This window comes from Kosmotoga olearia TBF 19.5.1, from assembly GCF_000023325.1.
Lineage (GTDB): Bacteria > Thermotogota > Thermotogae > Petrotogales > Kosmotogaceae > Kosmotoga > Kosmotoga olearia.
Map to the genome: position 1 here is coordinate 782,856 of NC_012785.1, position 19,542 is coordinate 802,397.

Here is a 19,542-nt window from a genome sequence, read left to right on the forward strand (position 1 = left end):
ACTGGAGAAAGCTGCTGCGCAGCGACAAAAACCTTGTCGGTTGTGGGTTGTAGGTTGTGCGTGAAGAACTTCTTGAAAAGAGCGGGTTTAGGGTTTAGAAAAAGGGACGTACAACGTACAACCAATAACGGTTTTTCTCGAATCTCGGGTCTCGGATTCTCGGTTCTCGGACGTTACGTACAACGCACAACGTACAACGGTAAATCAGAACGGAGGGAAATACCTTGACAGTTATTGAGAGAAGGGAAAAAATTCTCCAGATTCTGAAAGCCCAAAAGAAAATAGACATTAAGTTTCTTGCAAAAATGATCGATGTTTCAGAAGTTACCGTAAGAAGGGATATAAGAATTCTTGAGAGAGAAGGAAAACTGCTGCGCAGTCGAGGAGTAATCATACTACCTGACGTCTCAGAATACGAGTTGTCCTTTATGGAAAGAGAAAAAGAGAACGTTGATTTGAAAAGAAAAATAGCCAGAGAAGCGATTAACTTCGTGAAAGAGGGAATGGTGGTAGGATTCGATGCAAGCACTACGGCTTTACAGATCGCGAAACTGGTAATAGAAAAGGGAATAAATATTACACTGGTTACCACCAGCTTGCCAATCTTTCGTTTGGTTACGTACTCTAACAGAGCGAACGTCATACTTATCGGCGGGGAATATGACATGAAAAATCTATCTTTCGTTGGTCCTATTACCATTAGAAACCTTGATATGTTCTGCTTTAACCTTTGCTTCATTGGTGCAAGTACCATAATTCCCGAGCGAGGGTTTTTCACACCGGATTCCAGAGGTGCGGAAGTAATAAGACATTTTGCATTGAACAGTTCAAAAGTAATAGGCGTAACGGATAGTTCGAAATTTAAAAAAAGCGCTCAATACCTGTCGGTAGACATTAAGCAAATAGATGTTGTGATAACCGATGACAAATTCAATGGGGAATACTTAAAAAGATTTCCATCCAGTGTGAAGGTCATTATGGCTAAATAATTCGTTGATTGGGTACCTCCCGTGAAGCTATGGGGGTGATTGTTTTGGAGGGGCCAAGAGGACTTAGAAAGGGAGAAATTGATTCTGCTGTTGAACTTGCTGACAAAGTCCTTGCAAGTGGTGAAAAAAGGATGCAGAAGGTGTACCCTTTACTTCTTTCTGAAGATAATGCTGAAAATCTAAGGGTATTTGTGGATAAAGGGAAGGTTGTGTCACTCGTTGGCATGTTGCCGCGTGAATTGAATATCTACGGTCATAAGGTTTATGTTGGACTCATCGGCTCTGTTAGTACAGATCCAGAGTATAGGGGGAAGGGATTCGCTACAAAACTTTTGCATGATGTTGAATTAAAAGCTTTGAAAGACGGGATTGCTTTGTTCTATATATCCGGTGGAAGAAACCTCTACAAACGTTTTGGTGCAGTAAATGCTGGTGTTTTTTACACCACCACAATCTCTGGAAAAAAAGAAAATCCTGAGGTCAGAAAAGCAACCGTCAAGGATATCGCTAAAATTTGTGAGATTCATTCGAGAAAACCCGTGAAATTCGTAAGATATTTCGATGATTTTCTGAAGGTCTTTCAGACCGGTCATGCTGTCGATAAAGAGGCTGAGTACTTCATTTTCAAGGATTCCTACGCCATCTTTGTAGAACGGGACGGTCAGCCAAGGATGGTGGAATACGGTGGAGACGAACAAGATGTCCTGGAAATTGTAAAGCACGTTTTGAGCAAGAGTGATCACTATGAAGCTCTCATTCATTTTCCGGGTTTTTCTGCGTTTAAGAACATTGTGCCTGAGAAAAAGAGAAGAGGGTTCTTTGGAACTGTTAAAGTCCTGTCGAATGAAATGTTTTTTGATCAAATAAAAGGCTATTTCCTGGAAAGATTACCAAAAAGAAGAGTTGAAAAACTAAAAGAACAACTCTCCTGCATGGATACCCCTTCTCTTACAAAATTTCTTTTTGGTTCAATCGAAGGAGATCCTGAAATACCAGCAGATCTCGAAGGTGTTTTGCCTATACCTATTCCAGATTATGGAGCAGATTTTATTTGAAACTTAGAAAAGGAGCGTCTTACTATGGATATTCTCGAAAAGCTTGTCAACACAGCTACCGGTCCTGATGTATCCACCGAAGAAAAGCTCAAGAGAACAGCCTTTCTTCTTGATATTCTGGTGGATTTTGGGTTCAAAGTGCGCAGCGGCAACGGGTGTCACGTTGCCGTACGTGGCAATCCTCCTTACCTAACCCTCATCGGCCATCTGGACACAGTTTTCCCGGAAGGTGAAGAGAAGAAAAGACCGTTCAGTATTGTTGGTGATAAAGCGTACGGTCCCGGTGTTGCGGACATGAAGGGCGGTATTGCGGTAATGTTTCAGGCACTCAAGGACATTGACCGGGACAACATAGCAATAATACTAAACGTTGATGAAGAGATAGGTTCACCAGAAAGTGAGATTGTTTTCAGTGAATTTGCCAAGAAAACCTCTTACTGCCTTTCATTTGAACCCGCTTTTCCAGATGGAAAACTTGTCGCCTCCAGAAAAGGGGTTGGTGCGCTCTTAATCAAAACTCACGGAAAAAAGGGACACGCTGCGAGGATACAGGAAGGCGCGAACGCTGTGGTGGAACTCTCAACCAAAATCCATAAAATCTGGGAATTGAACAGAAATTTTGTGGATTTAACTGTGAATCCAACGATTATCAAAGGTGGTATCAAAAGCAATGTAACTCCAGATTACGCGGAATGCTATTGCAACGTCAGATATTACGCGATGAATGAGGTAGAGAAATTCGAAAAAGAAATCGCCAGAATCTCTAAAGAAACCGTTATTAATGGTTGCACTACGGAATTCGAGTACAAGCAATATAGAAAACCCATGAAAGAATGCCCTGAACTCGTTGAAATCGTTAGAAAGGAAGGGTTTAAGGTCACACGATCATCTGGAAGCGGTGATGCGGCATTCTTCAACAGAGCAATCGACGGACTCGGTCTTCCAGGAGGCAATCTTCACTCTGAGGAAGAATACGCTATCATCTCAGAATTTGATAAAAAGGTCAAACTCGCAAAAAAACTAATTACCTCAATTTAAGAGTTTTCCCCAAAAGGATAACCTTTTGGGGGTTTGTTTTATCTTTTTGTTCATATATAATCAAACTTACCCATGTTTACTAGTTATATATGATTGTTTTTGGAAAGTACAGGATGATGAAAGGAGTGAAATACCGTGACAACTGTCGAGAAAGAAATACGCGAGCAGATAACCGATCTTCCAAATATACTCAGTTTTATGAAAGATTTTGTCAAAACAGGGAAATTACCGGATTTTCTGTTTGATGCAGACCTGGTCTATTTTGTCGGATGTGGAAGTTCCCATTACAATGGTATAGCTGCATCTCGTTATTTTATCCAAAAAACAGGAATAGAAGCCAGAGCACTGCCGGGCGGTGAAATCTTCTTTGCAAAAAATCAAAATATAGGCAGTAACACAATGAAGAGAGCAGCTGTGCTTATTTCTAGATCTGGAGAATCAACAGAAGTTCTGCTTGCCGGGAAGGTTTTCAAGCAACTTGGAATACCGACGCTGGGAATAACAACGGTAAATAACAGTTCTCTTGTAAAGATAGTTGATCGTTCTATTGTACTGCCTCTCGATGAAGTTTCCATAGTTATGACGAAGTCGTTTTCCGCTATTCTTCTAGCTTTACAGTTACTTGTTGACTATTATTCCAATGGGAATTTCGAGTATTACGATGAATTAGTCCGTTTGATACCGGACATAATTGAGAAAAGTTTTGAAATGATTGAGAATGACCAGCTGTGTTCTTACAAACGTTTCATCTTTCTTGGTATAGGTTCCTTTGAGGGGATTGCCAGAGAAGGTGCTTTGAAACTGGAAGAGATGTCTCTGAGCACAACAAAGGCTTTCTCAACCTATGAATTCAGGCACGGACCTAAATCGATGGCAGATGAAGAAACACTCGTCACGATTTTCGGAGATATCACAACAGAAGAAAGAAAACTCGCGGATGAGTTAAGATCTTACGGATCAAAGATAATTTATGTTGGTTCAGGTGAACCTGATATCTATACGGGTGGAGAAATGGGACTATTCCTGTCTCCTATTTTCTCACAGATATTGGGGTTAAAAATTGCTGAAGCAAAGGGCTTGAACGTTGAAGCTCCAAGGAATCTTACAAAGGTTGTACGCTTTGTGCACAACGCGTGATTGATTAAATTTTCAGATCAATGAAAGTAAGATACTAAAGCCCGGAGGTGAAGTTATGAATCTTACGGTAGGAAAGTTCAGAGGTTATACCAGGATTTCCAATGAGTTTGGACAATTCAATATGCTTGCACTTGATCAAAGAAATAGCTTACAGAAATCGATAAAGGAAATTAAGGGTGATTGGAATTCAGAGGATCTCGCGAATATCAAAAAAATGATACTGAAGACCCTGTCTTTTTATGCATCGGCGGTTTTGATAGATGGAGAATACGGTTTTCCTGAAAACATAAAATACGTTGCTCCTCAAACAGGAATTATTTTATCCGTTGAAAAAAGTGGCTATGTTACTGACGAAAGCAACTTCCAAGACAGGCACTCGGTACTTTACAGAGAGGATGCAGTTAAACTTGCTAAAAAACACGGACTTGATGCGGTAAAACTGTTGATCTACTGGTCTGATTATGCTTCCGATAATACGAAAAACTACCAGAAAGAACTTGTTGAATCAGTTGGAAAGCAATGTAGGGAAGAGGATATTCTTTTTATACTGGAGATCCTCACCTACAATCGCGGTGAACGCGAGAAAAACGAAACCATATTAAACGCCGTAAGAATTTTCAAAGATGATTCCTTTGGCGTTGATTTGTTCAAGATAGAAGCCTTCTCTCAGGATCCAGAGATTTCAAAAGAAACTGTTTTTGAAGCGACCGGGGGCAAACCATGGGTCATTCTGAGTGGCGGAATGGATTTAGACAAATTCAAAGGTATAGTTAAGTGGAACATGACTCTAGGGGCCTCTGGCTACCTTTGTGGACGCGTTGTCTGGAAAGGGGCTGTTAAATACGTTGAAGACCTGGCAAAGATGGAAGCTCATTTAGAAAATATAGGTAAGTACAATATAAACGTTTTGAAGCTAAACTCTCTGGAGGCTTTACCTTTTTATAATGCACCTTATTTTGGTGGTATGGAAAATATAGATCTCGTTTGACATGCTGTCTACTCCCTAAAGGGAATGGGTATTTTCAGCGGTTGTACTATAAATGTTGCTTACCCTTTCAAACTCTTTTTCGCATTCCAGGAAAGCATCGACAATATCGGGGTCAAAGTGTTTACCTCTATCTGCCTTTATTCTTCTGAGAGCTTCCTCGTGCGGCAGCGCATCTTTGTAGGGCCTTTTCGACCTGATTGCATCGTAGGCATCGCACAGGGCGAAAATTCTAGCTTCCAGGGGAATTTCTTCTCCTTTCAAGCCTTCCGGATATCCCTCACCGTTGTACTTTTCATGGTGATACGCACAGATGTTTCTTGCCATAGTAATAAACGAGCCTTTCAGTTGATACTTATCGATAGCATCCTGAAGTATCTGTTTTCCTATTAAAGTGTGTTTTTTCATCTCTTCATATTCCTGTTCTGTTAATTTTCCTTCCTTCAACAGGATAGAATCCCGTATCCCTACCTTCCCTATGTCGTGCAAAGGGGTGGTATCGTAAAGGTTCTCAATGAATTCATTTGTGATGATTTTCCGGTATTTCTTGTTTTTGCGCAGTTGTTTTGCCAGTATCGCTGCGTACTCTCTCGTTCTTTTTAAATGGCGCCCTGTTTCGGTATCTCTTCGTTCAGCAAGCGTGGCAAGAGAAGACATGATAGCTTTTTGTGCACCTATCAGATCTTTTGATTTCGATAAATTTAAATAAATAACTACCAGCATGAGTGTGAGAAATAAGATGAACACCAGTGTTGACGTCAAAGTCAGGTTTTGGAGTGCCGCTTTCAATGTTGGATGTTTGTGATATGCTGCAATGATCAAGCGATTGCCAGGAAGAAATTCAACAGTTGAATAATGTAAGGTTTCTATATCTGAAAGCTCTATATGACCAGAATCATTGGGGAAGTTGTAATTGGATTTACGGAAATTAACTGATTTGTCTGGATTTAACGATATTAAGTATCCGTCTTCCGTCTGAATAAACATATTTTTATATAACAGTTCAAGAACTTCTGAAAAGCGTACATTTAGAATCACAATCCCCATTTTTCTGCCTTCAGAATTAAACAAAGGGGTTGCCAGCCTTATTACCGGAGTGTAGGGTATTTCTATCTTTCCTTTTTCAATGTTCAAATCTATCGGAGAAACGTAGATCTGGTTTTCATCCATTTTCATGGCTTCTTGAAAATAGTAACGGTCCTCTTTATTTTGCAGTCGTGAATCGGGAACAATTATCGTAGTACCATCCGGGTTGTGATTGACTCTAACTATTTCCTGGCCTGAAGAATCGATAATTCTTATTTGATAATACCACTTGGAGGCTTTGGCAAGTTCATAGAATATTTCTTTAATTGTGTTTTTGTGGCTAATAGATTCAAAATTACTGTTCACGAAGTTTTTGGTGTTCGGAATGTTTTTTAGTAAGAGCAAATCTCGTTCGAAATTACGGAATAGTACCCTGATGACCTCTTCGGTAGTAAGTAATTGAGAAACAATACTTTCATGCCGCCATTGCGCTTCGATTTCGTATATTCTTTCGCCACCAAAATGTATAACCACCCAAAAGAGAACAGAAAGAATCACAATAGTCAACAGAAATATCCTGTTATGTTTTATAAAACTTCCCACACAATCAACCTCTTTCGAAACATAGTAACGAAAATATATCGGGAGTAAAGAGATAAGTATACTAAATTCCCAAACTATGCACTTAGCTAGATAAACCCAGAGAGAAAACAAAAGAACGATTCGGGATCACGAACAAATAAAGCAAATAGGGAAAATAAAGCTTTTTCCAGATGGTACTGTTCTATCTGCCGTTCAATGAATTCTCTGAATCCTATCCGGTCTTTGACATTCAAATAGTATCTCGCTATCATCATCGCTGTGAAGTAGAGAGCTACAAGCTCCGTGTGTTTTTCAGTGGAACGCTGTGAGTAAACCTGTGTTTTCAGCCCCAATAGACCTTTTGCCTGCTTGAAGTATTCTTCCACAGTCTCTCTTTTGCTGTAATGATTGAGTATCTCATACTCTGTCATGTTCGTGTCGCTGCAAAGAATGATTCTCGTTTCGTCAGCACTGTTGTCAATGACTATCTTTACCTTTGCTTGGTAGCTCGGAACTCTCGCAATAAATGATGTGACTCCCTTAGTTTTTTTCTTGAGCTTTGAAAGCAAGAAGCTTTTTCCGTCAATCACAACCTTGAGATTGGTTCTCAGCCTGCCGATTATAGTCGAAGCAGAATTGACAACCTTTGCAAATATCCTGCCGCACATAATGGCTCCATCTACAAGGACAATGTTGTTTTCAAGCTTCGAGTACTCAAGAATGGAGATGAGTTGCCCTGTGAAATCACCCTTTGTTCTTTCTCTTGTAACCAGGGGAAAAAACAGTCCGTTCTTTACATATAGTACAGATGAGATAAGCGAGATACTGTTTATTACCTTCTCTGCTGTGGAAGAGTAATACTTGCCAAGGTTCTCTATCTTTGAGCCATACCTCTCAATAACGGTCTCATCCAATATGATGTATTTGGGTTCAAGACCATTGTTAGAAAGAAAGTTTTGGATGAAATTCAATCTGCTGCCTGTGAGCTCTTCAGTGGTAACCATGGTGTTTGAAAGCATTCGTGAGAAAGATGACTGAGAATGCCCCATTTTCCTACCGATTGAACTGAGGCTTTTGAAATGAGATATGGCAAGGCCTCTGGTGTAATCGAGCAGCAGTGTTTTGTGCTCAGACCTGGGAAAAGAAATCTCTTCACACATAGAATTTAGAAGTTGTGGTATATTAGTTGTGGGCATGGGAAACCTCCATATGTTGTGTTTGGCTTCACAACTAATTTACTAGGTTCCCATGCCTTTTTCAATGACCTGTATTTCCTCTTTCTTCTAAGTGCATAGTTTGGGAAATTAGTATATCATAACGGCATCTGTAATCGCTTTTTGCAGCGGAATGCCGAAAACAAAACATCCTGACCCGCATAACGTTGTCTGCTTTTTTGATAATATAACAAAACGTTATAAATTACGAAGGATTTGTACACTCTTTCTAAAATGAGATTAGAGAACCGAGATTTGAGAATCGAGATCCGGAAAACAAGAAACATGGTAAGTTGTAGGTTGTGGGTTGTGCATGAAAAGCTGTCGCTAACCGAAAGAACGAGAAATGACGCCGATATTGTAGATCTCACTTTACCGGACAAATTCACTGTGGGGGATGTCCCTCTCAGAGAAGTGATTACGAAAAGAAGGAGCAGAAGGAAGTTTGCAAAAAAGCCCCTTACGCTTGAAGAGCTTTCGTTTCTTCTCTGGAGTACCCAGGGAGTAAAAGAAGTGTTCGATAACAAAGTTACACTCAGAACAGTGCCTTCAGCTGGCGCCAGACACCCCTTTGAAACATACCTCGCAATTCATGATGTTGAAGGTATAAAGCCAGGACTTTACAGATATCTGGCACTCGAACACAAGCTTTTATTCTTAAAAGAGGTAGATGAACTTCCTCGAAAATTAATAGAAGCTTCCTTGGGACAGCGTTTTGTAGGAGAATGTGCGGTTACCTTTATTTGGACGGTCATACCTTACAGAACCGAATGGCGGTATGCGCAGGCTTCTCATAAGGTAATAGCAATAGATATCGGGCATGTGTGTCAGAACCTCTATCTTGCAGCTGAAGCCATAGGGGCTGGGACTTGTGCTGTTGCAGCGTATGATCAGAGTAAAATGGATAGTCTGATAGGAGTGGATGGTGAGGAGGAATTCGTTATTTACATGGCTCCAGTAGGAAAATTGGAATAAAATGATAGTGTTTTTTGGATTTAGGCATCAAATATGGTAGAATAACAAAAATTTCTAGCGGAGGTTCTATGTCAGAAGAAATGAAGGTACGTAAAGTGTTTGTTTTGGTAGAAACGAGCAAAGATAATAACAACAATAACAGACCGGGATCGGTCGGTTATTGCTTTATTTAAAACATTGTACAAGTGACCGGCCGATGGGATGAAAACCATCGGCCTTTTTTTATACAGTTGTCCGGGAACGCTACTTAAATAGAAAATACAGCAAAATATCGAGCCCTGATTCGAAAACTACCGTTATCGAGATATTATAAGCGTTAAAGTAATGAAATTTAATCGAATAAATGCCATAAGGGATTGCAGAAGAAAAGGGGGTATGATTGAATTGTTATTTTTTACATATTCGGTCAAAGAGCTAACTCGAGGAGTGATGATATGAGGAGCGTATTGATTGATGGTCAGATCGCTTATAATGCTGTTTCACAACTTTTCAATTCTGATACCTTCCGGATTTTGCTTTCGGAGCTCATAGAAGATTCGGCGAAAAAAAGAACGTCGCTTATTAACTTTTTCAATTTGTTCATCAAGGATCCAACAGCTGTTTCTCTTGAGGACAGGTACGATATTGATGCTATTATTCAGCTTCTCCTGGCTTTGATGGTTAACCCAATAGAGAAGATAGACAGTTCAGACTGTTACTCCTTCCCAAATCTTAGTGATAAGAGGGAGCTGGTCGTCAAGTTCGTTGAAAGTCTCTTCAGTTTATGGAGAAATAAACACAGGTTCATGATTCGCCAGGATTCGTACACCTCAAGAAGATTGAAGAGAATTTTCAAACAGATGGTGCTGGTAAAAAACAACACAGACCTTAGAAGTCTTGTTCTGAGCACTTACAGGCAAATATTGATAAACATTTCCGATGTAAGCCTTAAAATTTTGAGGCAGGAACCCGGCGGTGCGCAGGTTGGCTTCCTTGTGGATACCCCGGAAGTTCTTCCCGAGGCGACACTCAACAACGCCAAATGGCTTTACGATTTACAATTCGTATGGAGCGCCGTTTTTGAACCACCTGTGATTTTCTATACCCGTTCAAACAAGAGGAGAGGAATCTTTAAGGTAGTTGATCGCCCGATACTTGATAAAATCTCAATAAACGATCCTCAAAAATGGTTCCTCTTCCCGATCCTTGCCGGAGCCAAGCTGATATTCGTTATCGTCAATAAAGAATATCTGGCGCTCGCTTCAGGGCTGGTTAATCTCTTTGAGCTTGCCAGTTTTGGCAAAATAAAAAGTAAGAAACCTGATGGACTATACATTCTCGGTTTGCCGCTGGATTTCTTTGAAAACGAAGAGGATTTCAATGGCATTATTTATAGAGAAAATGACGGAACATACGTTGCTATGGTAGGCGATCATCCATCAATTGATTACTTTGGTTATATGAAGAAGATGGTTCTCACAATCCACAATCTACTGGTTATAGATGAAGGAAGGTTACCGATTCACGGAGCACTTGCAGAGGTAAGTCTTAGAAATGGAAAGAAAGCAAATATAATGATCATCGGAGATAGTGGGGCCGGTAAGTCAGAAACTTTAGATGCGCTAAATCAATTAAAAGAAGAGGTTTCTGAAGTGAATATTCTGATAGACGATATGGGTTCTTTAGATATACTGGACAATGGGGATGTTGTGGCGTACGGAACGGAAACGGGAGCTTTCGTCAGACTCGATGACCTTCAACCCGGTTATGCTTACTCCACGATGGATCGAAGTATCTTCATGAACCCGAACGAGACGAATGCCAGAGTAATTGTTCCGTACTCCAACTATGCGGAAATTGTAAGGCCAACGAAAATTGATTATTTCTTCTACGCAAACAATTATGAAAAGTGCGATGAAGGCGAAGAAATAAAGTTCTTTGATGATGTTGAAGAAGCACTTGAAGTCTTTTCGAAAGGTGCAAGGATGGCTAAAGGAACAACCGCCGAAAAAGGCCTCACCTATAGCTACTTTGCTAATCCGTTCGGAGCTGTTCAACGCAAGAATGAGCATCAGAAAATAGCCCAAAGATATATGGAAGCTATGGCAAATGCCGGGGTAAAAATTGGAGAACTGAGAACACAGCTTGGGATAAATGGATTTGAGCAAGAAGGTCCATTACAGGCAGCTAAAGCTTTATTGAAATTAATAGACTCTCAAAAATAATAACAAACAAAAAAGAAAAGGCTGGTGAAAACCAGCCTTTTCTTTTACTTTCTATTTTAGCTCAATGGTTTCAGAGAATCTTCGTAGATCTTAGCAATAACCTCTTTTGTTGCCTTAATAGGAGCAAGGCTCAGTAAGAGATCAAGGGAAGGTGTTGTTGCAAGTTCAACGAGTTTTGGAATATCGTCTTTTGTAAAGCCCATATCTTCGAGTTTTTCTGTGATACCAAGGCTGAACAACCATTTTTCAATACCAGCAGCGATCTTTTCTGCCTCGCCCGGAACACCCTTTAGACCGGGAACAATTGGTTCATAAATGTCAGCCAACACTTCAGGAACAGCCGGATATATGTGTTTAACAACCGCCGGGAGGAGCATCGCGAGACCAAGACCGTGTGGAAGTTCAGGTTTTATAGCACTTAGTGGGTGTTCAAGTGCATGTGTGAAATGGAGCAAACCGTTGTCGAAGGATATACCGGCTATGGCTGAAGCGTAGAGCAGGTAATATCTTGCTACAAGATCTTCTGGGTGTGAAAGAGCCTGAGGTAGGTATCTTGTAATGAGTCTGATTGTTTCCTTGGCGAGAAGTATTGAATACGGGCTGGCAACGATAGTGGTTGCAGCTTCTGTTACGTGGTTAATAGCGTCAATCGATGTGAATTTTGTCTGGTTTGGAGGTAGCGTTTTCATAAGAGCGGGGTCATCAATAGCGTAGGTCGGGTAAATACAATCGTATGCAAGAGCGGGTTTATATTCTTTGTCAAGGATAGAAGCAACAGCAAACCTGTCAACTTCGGTACCAGTTCCATGAGTGGTGTTTACAGCGATGATTGGTTTGGCTTTTTCCGGAATAAATTTCTGTTCGTACAGTTCGCTGGCAGTTTTGTCAGTGTATTCCAGGAGTATTGCTACGCTCTTTGCTGAATCGATGGGACTTCCTCCACCTATTCCGATGACGGCCTGAGCCCCGAATTCTTTTCCCATTGCTGTGGCTTCGTCAATCTGTTCTACCGTTGGATTGGGTGTTACGCCCGTGTACATTATACTATCGATTCCGACCTCTTTAAGGGCAGGTTCTATAACATCCCAGGCACCGGTAACTTTGTAAGCAACTTCATCGGTAACCACAATAACCTTATTTATTCCTTGCTTTTTGAGGGCTTCAGCAATGTCTTTTATCTTTTTTATGGCGCCAACGCCAAAGTAGCACAATGTTCTTCCTCTGAGTTCAAAAACGTTGTAAATGTCCATTTTGCTTTCCCACATAATTTCACCTCCTGCTTGTGAATTTTTTCACTTATATTTTACCACTACTATTATGTAATTCCTGCGAAGATAAGGTAACTTGATCAGAACGATTATGTGAATTTTTTCACAGATACTTGCGGGCGTACAACATCAACCAAAAAATTTTTTGAAAGGAAGCATAGCAAATACACTGCTATTAAAAAGTTTAGCACCATTGGGTATAAAAACAAAGCTAACCTAAGAGAGGAAATGAGGAGATGCGGTTTAACAATACAAGTAACTTTTCTTGGAGAAGTTTCTGTGAAAGCCATTGTGATAAGAAAAAACCCCTTCAGGGGTTTCTGGTGGGTGCGACAGGGATCGAACCTGTGACCTCTTCCGTGTGAAGGAAGCGCTCTCCCGCTGAGCTACGCACCCCGGTAACTATCACGATTTTAGCACCCATCACCAGGGGTGTCAAGAAGAACCTTTTTATTCGAGTCCGTACCATTCCCGGAGAAATTTCTTTACATACTCCAGAGTGAATTCATGGCGCCTTTCAGCAAGTTTCCTGGCAGTTTCAGTCCAGAAGGAATCAGGATCTATCTTCAGAATCTTTTCAAAAAAATGGTTCAGATATGTCGAGGATTTGCCGTTATAGTTTTTTGAAGGTTTTATTTTTGGATCATAGAAAACCCTTTTTTCACCTTTGTGAGCAAATACCCGCGCGATAGCTATCGCTCCTATCGCATCGAGTCTATCAGCGTCCTGTAGGATCTTTCCTTCAGGATATTTGGGTGTTTTTCGTAATGAATATCTATGCGAACGTATGCTGTCAACCACTATTTCTATCGTTTTCTCATCGAATCCGTGTTTTGCCAGCAGCTTTCCTGCAAGTTTAGCGCCTTCTTTGGCATGATCAAGCCCCGTTAATACTTCGTCTTTCCTTTTTATATCATGAAGCAAGACAGAGATATGCAGAGCGCGACGATGCTTCACTTCTTCGTTTTCCAGAATCTGTATCGTGAGTTTCCCTACACGTTCGATATGACTCCAATCATGTGCAGGACTATCAACACCCTCAAAGAAACGTTTCGCTTCCGTCAATAAACCCTCTAACTCCGGATAGTTTTTTATTAGATATACCGAGTAACTTAACACCTTCATCACTCCTTATCGGTAATAATACCCTTTACAGGAAACGATAAATTAAACTTCATGATGTAAAATTAATACAAAGGGAAAGGAGGAAGATCATGAATATACTGGTAACGAATGATGATGGAATAATGGCTCCAGGTATAAATATTCTCGCACAAAAACTAGCAGAAAAGCATAGTGTTCTTGTTGTTGCTCCTGATGTTGAAAGAAGTGCTACCGGACATGCTATTACCATCAGAACGCCTTTGTGGGCAAAAGAAGTCAAGGTTGGAGAAAAAACGGTTGGCTACGCCATAAACGGAACACCTGCCGACTGTGTAAAACTTGGAATCCTGGCTATTGCAGATTTTGAAATAGAGCTGGTTGTAAGCGGAATAAACAAGGGACCGAACCTGGGAACAGATATACTGTATTCAGGGACGGTTTCAGGAGCGCTTGAAGGTGCTGTTATGGAAAAACCTTCTATCGCTATATCAGCCGCTGATTGGAACAATCCAAAGTACGAAACAGCAGCTGAATTTCTTCTGGAGTTTCTTGATACATACGATGTAACAAAGATGCCGGAATTCACAGCACTGAATATCAACGTCCCTTCGGTTGACAGAGCAGAATTGAAGGGTTGGAAAGTCACCCGTCAGAGCAGAAGGCGTTATCGTGACTATTTTGAGAAAAGGAAAGACCCTTATGGAAACAATTATTACTGGATGTTCGGAGAAATAATAGAGGATGATCCAGGTGAGGACTCTGATTACGCCGCTGTTCGGAGAAACTATGTTTCAATAACTCCCATATATGCTTTCATGACCAATCAAAACTATATGCCCAAGCTAAAGGAGGAATTGGAAGGAGGCAATTGAATGCATATTGTCTATATCGGAAATCCCGTATTGAGAGAAAAATCCGAGGCGATAAAAAAGTTTGACGATAATTTAAAAACTTTCGTCAAAGAGCTCACAAGCATTATGTACAAAGAAGATGGCGTTGGTTTGGCCGCGCCGCAAGTTGCTGTTTTAAAGCGCATGTTTGTTTTCGACGACGGTTCAGGCCCTAAAGTAATAATCAATCCGGAGATACTCGAAAAATCAAAAGAACTCGTCATAATGGAAGAGGGATGCCTTAGCATCCCGGGGGTTTACGCTGACGTTGAAAGGCCTGAATGGGTTAAGATGAGATACCAGGATGTTGACGGTAACGTTCACGAAGAGCTATTTGAAGGTTACGCTGGTAGAATTGTTCAGCATGAGTACGATCACCTGAATGGCATTCTTTTCATAGATTATCTATCTCCCGCAAAGAAAATGATGATAAGGCCAAAACTGAGGGAGATAATGAAGGGGAAAATTCTAAAATGAAAATAGTTTTTATGGGAACACCTGATTTTGCAGCGGAACATCTAAGAAAACTTGTTGAAAAAAAATACAATGTTGTTGGTGTCTTCTCGCAACCAGATAAACCGAAAGGTAGAGGAAAAAAACTCATTCCTACACCGGTTAAACAGGTGGCCAGGGAATATGGGATACCGGTATTCCAGCCAAAATCCGTAAACAAAGGCGAGGGATTCGAAGCCCTAAAAGAGCTCAAGCCGGATATTATCATCACCGTTGCTTACGGAAAGTTACTCAAACAACAAGTTTTCGAGCTACCACCTCTCGGATGTTACAACGTTCATGCTTCATTGCTGCCTAAGTACAGAGGAGCAGCACCGATACAACGTGCTTTAGAGAATGGCGAGAAAGAAACAGGAATAACTATATTCAAGATAGATGAGGGTATGGATAGTGGCCCGATAGCGCTGCAAGAAAGAATTGAGATTTCTTCTGATGATAACTTCGGAACGCTGAAGAAAAAGCTATGCAATCTTGGCAAAAAACTGCTTATAGAATTTCTTAAAAAAATCTCTGCTGGCGAGATTAAACTTACTCCCCAGGATCATTCCCAGGCAACCTACGCACCAAAGATAACTAAAGAGGATACCATTCTGATAGAATTTGACAACGGAGAACGAGTTTTTAACAAGATACGCGCCTATGATCCTGAACCCGGGGTTACCACCAGACTCGGAGAGCTCAGAGTTAAGCTCTTCGGTGCGGGGATTTGTGATAATTGCTGCGTTGATGCCGAGCCAGGGCAAATAATCTCGATCAGCAAGGATTCTATGGTAGTTGCCTGTAAAAAGGGTGCTGTTAAAATTTCCAAAATTCAGTTTCCCGGGAAAAAAGTGATAACTGTCTGGCAAGCGAAATCTGGCAGATTGATAGAAGAAGGAATAAAACTAGGAGGTTGAAAAATGGCAAGGGCTTTGAAAATGTACCACATAAAAAATCTTGAAACACAGGAAGATGAAGAAAAAATCAAAGCGGTACTCAAAGGTGTTTCCGGAATTATCCGCGTGAATCCAGAAAGCAGGTTTGCTATCATCGAGATTGAATTTGAAGATGCTTTGATCGATGCCGCTACGATCAGAGATCTCCTTGCAAAAGAAGGATATCAGATGATCATCTAAGATCCTTTGTTGGCTTCTCTTTGGCAATGATTTTGCAGAATAATCCTGTTGACAAAGAGACCCGGTCGCGTTATAATGATTTTGCGTGTGCCGAGGTGGTGGAATTGGCAGACACGCATGGTTGAGGGCCATGTGGACACGTAGTCCGTGCGGGTTCAAGTCCCGCCCTCGGCACCAGAGACCGGGTAAAATCCCGGTCTTTATTTTTGGGGTGATTTTCTGAAGCAAACTATGATTTACCTTTGCAGAGTTTTCAATTATAGAAGGAAACAGAGAGTCTCTTTGACTCCTCTTAGCGGGAGCGAAAAAAGCTTTTCTGTCAATTTCAAAGAACTTAAAGAGTTTTTGGGGAAGCACCCTGTGTGCTTATTTCCTTTGAATGATGAAACCTACAAATTGTTGTCAAATTATCCCGAAGTTATCGACGAAAACTTTTTGAAGAGGTTTTTAGTTTATCCTACAGGTAAGGAATCCGATAAACATATCAACGAATATCTTCAATTACTTAGCAGTTTTCCTGCCTCACTTACCGATATCCTTCCACATTTTTTTGAAAAAAATGACGGACTTGGAAAATTCCTGCAGATGGGTCTTTCGAGCGGAACGAAAGATTCCAGGTGGGAGGATGAAGTTTGTTCTAACCTCACGAAATTAAAATCCGTCGATCACAAAGGTGCTGACATAGACCTCATCAAAACTGTGCGAATGGTTTTCAGCGAGGGCGGACTTCTTGAAGACATCCTTGAAGGCTATGAATACAGACAGGAGCAATTCATGACAGCGCTGGAAATAGCGGAATCCATAGAAGGAAAACAGGGAATAATGATAGAAGCTGGAACAGGTACAGGTAAATCCCTCGCTTATCTAATACCATCTGCTTATTATTCTATTTCCAAAGGCGAACAAATAGTTGTATCCACAAGAACAAGAATGCTTCAGGATCAACTTGCCAGAAAGGATGTTGCAATAGTCAAAAAACTTCCCAATCTCGAAGAGCTTAGAGTCTGGACTCTGAAGGGACGAGAACGTTATTTTTGTCTCAAAAAATATTTCGAAGAACTCGAGTACGCCGTCGGATCAGGAAAATCAAAAAACCGTACAGAGCTCTTTGGAGTTTTATTGTGGTCAATAAAAACCGGAAGCGGCGATTTAGACGAACTGCACCTTAAAGAAGAGAACAGAAACAGGTTCACAGCAACAAGATTTGAATGCCTCAGAAAGCTTTGTCCTTTTTTCAATAGATGTCCTTACTACAATTCCAGAGACAACGCTCAAAATGCCGATATAGTGATTACAAACCACTCTCTTCTCTTCAGCGAGGCTCATATACGTCTTGAAGATAGCCGCGAAGGCGAAGATGAACCTATTGGCATGCTTCTTCCAAAATTCAAGGTGTTGATCGTAGACGAAGCCCACGAATTGGAAATGTCACTCACCGAAGCCATGAGTTTTAATCTCGTCCCCCACGAAGCAGTAAGTACCATTAGAAAGGCTATAAACTGCTCAAAAGATGCGTTAAGAAGCATTAGAAATCATTTTGAACGTTCCTTTCTTGAAGAATTATGGGGACGTCTGAGAAAGTTCACTGCGGAAATAGAAAAGATCCTCAAAACAATCGTGGTTTCTTACAACAATTGTTCCACTGATGAAAAACACTCTATTGATAACGAGGAACTGGAAGCGTTGAAAAAGGATATTGGTGAACTTTATACCATTATCCAGAGATTCAGGGCTGTGTTAATTCAATTATTGAGAATGGTGGAAGAGGTTGCCGAAGAAGAGGAAACACCTGTTCTTGAAAAATTGAATATGGAGTTGAAATCAGTAACTTCAGAGCTTGACGGTTTAATCAGACAACTTTTAGGTTTATCGAGGGAAGAGGATGGAAGGGTCGTTTATGTCAGAAGAACCGTAACCAACAATGGAAACCATCTGATCATAACATCCGCACCAATTAAAAATGATCAGCTCATGGCAGCCATTTTCCCTGATGTACCTGTAAAAGTTTTCATATCAGCTACATTGTGGGTATACAGTGGAAGAAGCGATGGATTCAACTACGCCAGAAGAATACTGGGATTGAATGAATCTTTTCATGCAATAAAACTCGGAAGTTCTTTCGATTTTCAAGAACAACTCAAGTTCTATATCGTGAAGGACATGGCGAAGTACCAGCCTAACAACAGAGAATATCTAAACCAGGGTGCCAATCTAATATCCGAAATGCTCAAAATAGTCAAGGGCAGCGCAATGGTTCTTTTTACTTCTTACAAAGACATGTACTATGTCATTTCGAAGATTTCAGAGGAACTCCTTGATATTCGACTGCAAATTCAGGAGCCCAATAACAGTCCAACTGCTATTGTCAATGAACATGTAAATTCGGAAAATTCCGTTATATTCGGTGTAAGAAGTTTCTGGGAAGGGATAGATCTTCCGGGTGAACACTTAAAACTGTTGATTATCTTCAAACTTCCTTTTGAACGTCCCGATGATCCTTTGATAAATGCCAGAATAAAGCATTACGGAACGAAAAATTACGTTGAAGGATTAAATAAATACTATTATCCCAAGATGATTACAGCATTCCGTCAGGGTATTGGACGGTTGATAAGAACTCGAAATGACAGAGGTGTTCTCGTGGTTCTTGACAACAGAATCGTGGATGGAAACAAAATCTACTCAAGGAAACTTTTGCGTTCGTTATCACCCGATGTAAAAATAAACGTTATTGATGGTTCAAGAGTCATATCAGAATTAAGGAAATTGAGGAGAACAAAATGGTTCTGAACTTTCTCGAAAGATTTTTTCCAAACAGCTGCACCTCTTGTGGTGCAAGAATTCCTGTTCGGAATTTCTTGTGCGAACACTGTGAAAACCAGATTAAAGGCCCCCTTCTGGAAAATTTTTCCATTTCTTACATCAATAAAACCTATGCTTTTTGGTGGTACGAACCTCCCATGAATGACCTTATAAAAGCCTACAAATTTCAGGGAAGGTTTCGTTTAGCCGAGCAATTCGCTGAGATGCTTTTCAAAATGATTTTCAAATTCAACATAGATGGTACAATTATCCCCGTTCCTACAACGTTTTCAGCGCTAAGAAAACGCGGTTTTGATACCAACGCTCTAATACTAAAAAAATTAAACAGAAAGCTCGACATCACCGTTTTAAATGCCCTAACGGCACTAAGGCGCCCAATGCCACAATCAAGATTGTCGGGAAATGATAGGGTAATTTCGGTGAAAGGGAAATTCCAGCTCGTTAACTCAACATTGAAGCTTCCAGAAAGAGTTATTCTGTTTGACGATGTTATCACTACTGGAGCAACCGTTTCAGAATGTGCTAAAATTCTCAAGTCAAACGGTGTCATAGAAATTATAGGAATTTCGCTGGCTAAGAGTCATTAACCCCGTAATAAAAAAAGAGGGTCATCAAGACCCTCAT

At 40.6% G+C, this 19,542-nt stretch carries 17 protein-coding genes and 2 tRNA genes; 14 read left to right on the forward strand and 5 right to left on the reverse strand.

Annotated elements, in window-relative coordinates:
- The first annotated feature begins 224 nt into the window (after positions 1-224).
- The 5 genes from KOLE_RS03715 to KOLE_RS03735 all read left to right on the forward strand — a co-directional run bounded on the left by KOLE_RS03715 (position 225) and on the right by KOLE_RS03735 (position 5,207).
- Positions 225-989, forward strand: a complete 765-nt coding sequence (locus tag KOLE_RS03715; RefSeq protein WP_015868113.1) for a DeoR/GlpR family DNA-binding transcription regulator — start codon at positions 225-227, stop codon at positions 987-989.
- A gap of 44 nt (positions 990-1,033) precedes the next feature.
- A complete protein-coding gene (locus KOLE_RS03720) occupies positions 1,034-2,044 on the forward strand; it encodes a GNAT family N-acetyltransferase (protein WP_015868114.1) in 1,011 nt (336 codons plus the stop codon).
- Between the two features lie 24 nt (positions 2,045-2,068).
- A complete protein-coding gene (locus tag KOLE_RS03725; RefSeq protein ID WP_015868115.1) occupies positions 2,069-3,082 on the forward strand; it encodes a M20/M25/M40 family metallo-hydrolase in 1,014 nt (337 codons plus the stop codon).
- Positions 3,083-3,217: 135 nt separating this feature from the next.
- Positions 3,218-4,219, forward strand: a complete 1,002-nt coding sequence (locus tag KOLE_RS03730; protein ID WP_015868116.1) for an SIS domain-containing protein — start codon at positions 3,218-3,220, stop codon at positions 4,217-4,219.
- 55 nt (positions 4,220-4,274) lie between these two features.
- Positions 4,275-5,207: a tagatose 1,6-diphosphate aldolase gene (locus tag KOLE_RS03735; protein WP_015868117.1), complete on the forward strand. Its 933-nt coding sequence runs from the start codon at positions 4,275-4,277 to the stop codon at positions 5,205-5,207.
- A gap of 15 nt (positions 5,208-5,222) precedes the next feature.
- On the opposite strand, the gene KOLE_RS11070 is transcribed toward KOLE_RS03735, so the two are convergent.
- Together KOLE_RS11070 and KOLE_RS03745 are read right to left on the reverse strand one after the other, a co-directional pair.
- On the reverse strand, positions 5,223-6,833 hold the full coding sequence (locus tag KOLE_RS11070) for an HD domain-containing phosphohydrolase (RefSeq protein WP_015868118.1): 1,611 nt from the start codon (positions 6,831-6,833) through the stop codon (positions 5,223-5,225).
- Positions 6,834-6,919: 86 nt separating this feature from the next.
- Complete coding sequence (locus KOLE_RS03745) at positions 6,920-8,008, reverse strand: IS701-like element ISKol8 family transposase (RefSeq protein ID WP_015868119.1); 1,089 nt, start codon at positions 8,006-8,008, stop codon at positions 6,920-6,922.
- A gap of 303 nt (positions 8,009-8,311) precedes the next feature.
- On the opposite strand from KOLE_RS03745, the gene KOLE_RS03750 reads away from it, so the two are divergent.
- Both KOLE_RS03750 and KOLE_RS03755 read left to right on the forward strand, forming a co-directional pair.
- Positions 8,312-9,001, forward strand: coding sequence for a SagB/ThcOx family dehydrogenase (locus KOLE_RS03750; protein WP_015868120.1), 690 nt, complete (start codon positions 8,312-8,314; stop codon positions 8,999-9,001).
- A gap of 434 nt (positions 9,002-9,435) precedes the next feature.
- Positions 9,436-11,205 (forward strand): ATPase, encoded by a 1,770-nt coding sequence (locus tag KOLE_RS03755; protein WP_015868121.1) that lies wholly within the window; start codon positions 9,436-9,438, stop codon positions 11,203-11,205.
- A gap of 56 nt (positions 11,206-11,261) precedes the next feature.
- On the opposite strand, the gene KOLE_RS03760 is transcribed toward KOLE_RS03755, so the two are convergent.
- The 3 genes from KOLE_RS03760 to KOLE_RS03775 all read right to left on the reverse strand — a co-directional run bounded on the left by KOLE_RS03760 (position 11,262) and on the right by KOLE_RS03775 (position 13,598).
- Positions 11,262-12,470: an iron-containing alcohol dehydrogenase gene (locus tag KOLE_RS03760; protein ID WP_015868122.1), complete on the reverse strand. Its 1,209-nt coding sequence runs from the start codon at positions 12,468-12,470 to the stop codon at positions 11,262-11,264.
- A 324-nt stretch (positions 12,471-12,794) separates the two neighbouring features.
- Positions 12,795-12,869 (reverse strand) — tRNA-Val (locus KOLE_RS03770).
- Positions 12,870-12,923: 54 nt separating this feature from the next.
- Positions 12,924-13,598, reverse strand: a complete 675-nt coding sequence (locus tag KOLE_RS03775; protein ID WP_041288639.1) for an HD domain-containing protein — start codon at positions 13,596-13,598, stop codon at positions 12,924-12,926.
- 89 nt (positions 13,599-13,687) lie between these two features.
- Between KOLE_RS03775 and surE the strand changes: the two genes are divergently transcribed.
- The 7 genes from surE to KOLE_RS03810 all read left to right on the forward strand — a co-directional run bounded on the left by surE (position 13,688) and on the right by KOLE_RS03810 (position 19,505).
- Positions 13,688-14,449 carry a 5'/3'-nucleotidase SurE gene (gene surE, locus KOLE_RS03780; RefSeq protein ID WP_015868124.1) on the forward strand — a complete coding sequence of 254 codons (762 nt, stop codon included), beginning with the start codon at positions 13,688-13,690 and terminating at the stop codon, positions 14,447-14,449.
- Positions 14,450-14,944 carry a peptide deformylase gene (gene def / locus KOLE_RS03785; protein ID WP_015868125.1) on the forward strand — a complete coding sequence of 165 codons (495 nt, stop codon included), beginning with the start codon at positions 14,450-14,452 and terminating at the stop codon, positions 14,942-14,944. It begins immediately after the preceding gene.
- Complete coding sequence (gene fmt, locus KOLE_RS03790; RefSeq protein WP_015868126.1) at positions 14,941-15,876, forward strand: methionyl-tRNA formyltransferase; 936 nt, start codon at positions 14,941-14,943, stop codon at positions 15,874-15,876. The genes def and fmt overlap by 4 nt, the downstream gene beginning before the upstream one ends.
- Before the next feature lie 3 nt (positions 15,877-15,879).
- Positions 15,880-16,095, forward strand: a complete 216-nt coding sequence (locus tag KOLE_RS03795) for a hypothetical protein (RefSeq protein WP_015868127.1) — start codon at positions 15,880-15,882, stop codon at positions 16,093-16,095.
- Between the two features lie 89 nt (positions 16,096-16,184).
- Positions 16,185-16,272: transfer RNA gene (locus tag KOLE_RS03800), tRNA-Leu, on the forward strand.
- A gap of 183 nt (positions 16,273-16,455) precedes the next feature.
- Positions 16,456-18,885 (forward strand): ATP-dependent DNA helicase, encoded by a 2,430-nt coding sequence (locus KOLE_RS03805; RefSeq protein ID WP_158303003.1) that lies wholly within the window; start codon positions 16,456-16,458, stop codon positions 18,883-18,885.
- On the forward strand, positions 18,876-19,505 hold the full coding sequence (locus KOLE_RS03810) for a ComF family protein (RefSeq protein ID WP_015868129.1): 630 nt from the start codon (positions 18,876-18,878) through the stop codon (positions 19,503-19,505). The genes KOLE_RS03805 and KOLE_RS03810 overlap by 10 nt, the downstream gene beginning before the upstream one ends.
- Positions 19,506-19,542 lie beyond the last annotated feature (37 nt).

Bases quoted from the DNA above. Each gene is read 5' to 3' on its own strand.
- surE (WP_015868124.1), top strand. From the start codon at position 13,688: ATGAATATACTGGTAACGAATGATGATGGAATAATGGCTCCAGGTATA.
- KOLE_RS03795 (WP_015868127.1), top strand. From the start codon at position 15,880: ATGGCAAGGGCTTTGAAAATGTACCACATAAAAAATCTTGAAACACAG.
- fmt (WP_015868126.1), top strand. From the start codon at position 14,941: ATGAAAATAGTTTTTATGGGAACACCTGATTTTGCAGCGGAACATCTA.
- KOLE_RS03735 (WP_015868117.1), top strand. From the start codon at position 4,275: ATGAATCTTACGGTAGGAAAGTTCAGAGGTTATACCAGGATTTCCAAT.
- KOLE_RS03725 (WP_015868115.1), top strand. From the start codon at position 2,069: ATGGATATTCTCGAAAAGCTTGTCAACACAGCTACCGGTCCTGATGTA.
- KOLE_RS03755 (WP_015868121.1), top strand. From the start codon at position 9,436: ATGAGGAGCGTATTGATTGATGGTCAGATCGCTTATAATGCTGTTTCA.
- KOLE_RS03760 (WP_015868122.1), bottom strand. From the start codon at position 12,470: ATGTGGGAAAGCAAAATGGACATTTACAACGTTTTTGAACTCAGAGGA.
- KOLE_RS03810 (WP_015868129.1), top strand. From the start codon at position 18,876: ATGGTTCTGAACTTTCTCGAAAGATTTTTTCCAAACAGCTGCACCTCT.
- KOLE_RS03745 (WP_015868119.1), bottom strand. From the start codon at position 8,008: ATGCCCACAACTAATATACCACAACTTCTAAATTCTATGTGTGAAGAG.
- KOLE_RS03775 (WP_041288639.1), bottom strand. From the start codon at position 13,598: ATGAAGGTGTTAAGTTACTCGGTATATCTAATAAAAAACTATCCGGAG.
- def (WP_015868125.1), top strand. From the start codon at position 14,450: ATGCATATTGTCTATATCGGAAATCCCGTATTGAGAGAAAAATCCGAG.
- KOLE_RS03750 (WP_015868120.1), top strand. From the start codon at position 8,312: ATGGTAAGTTGTAGGTTGTGGGTTGTGCATGAAAAGCTGTCGCTAACC.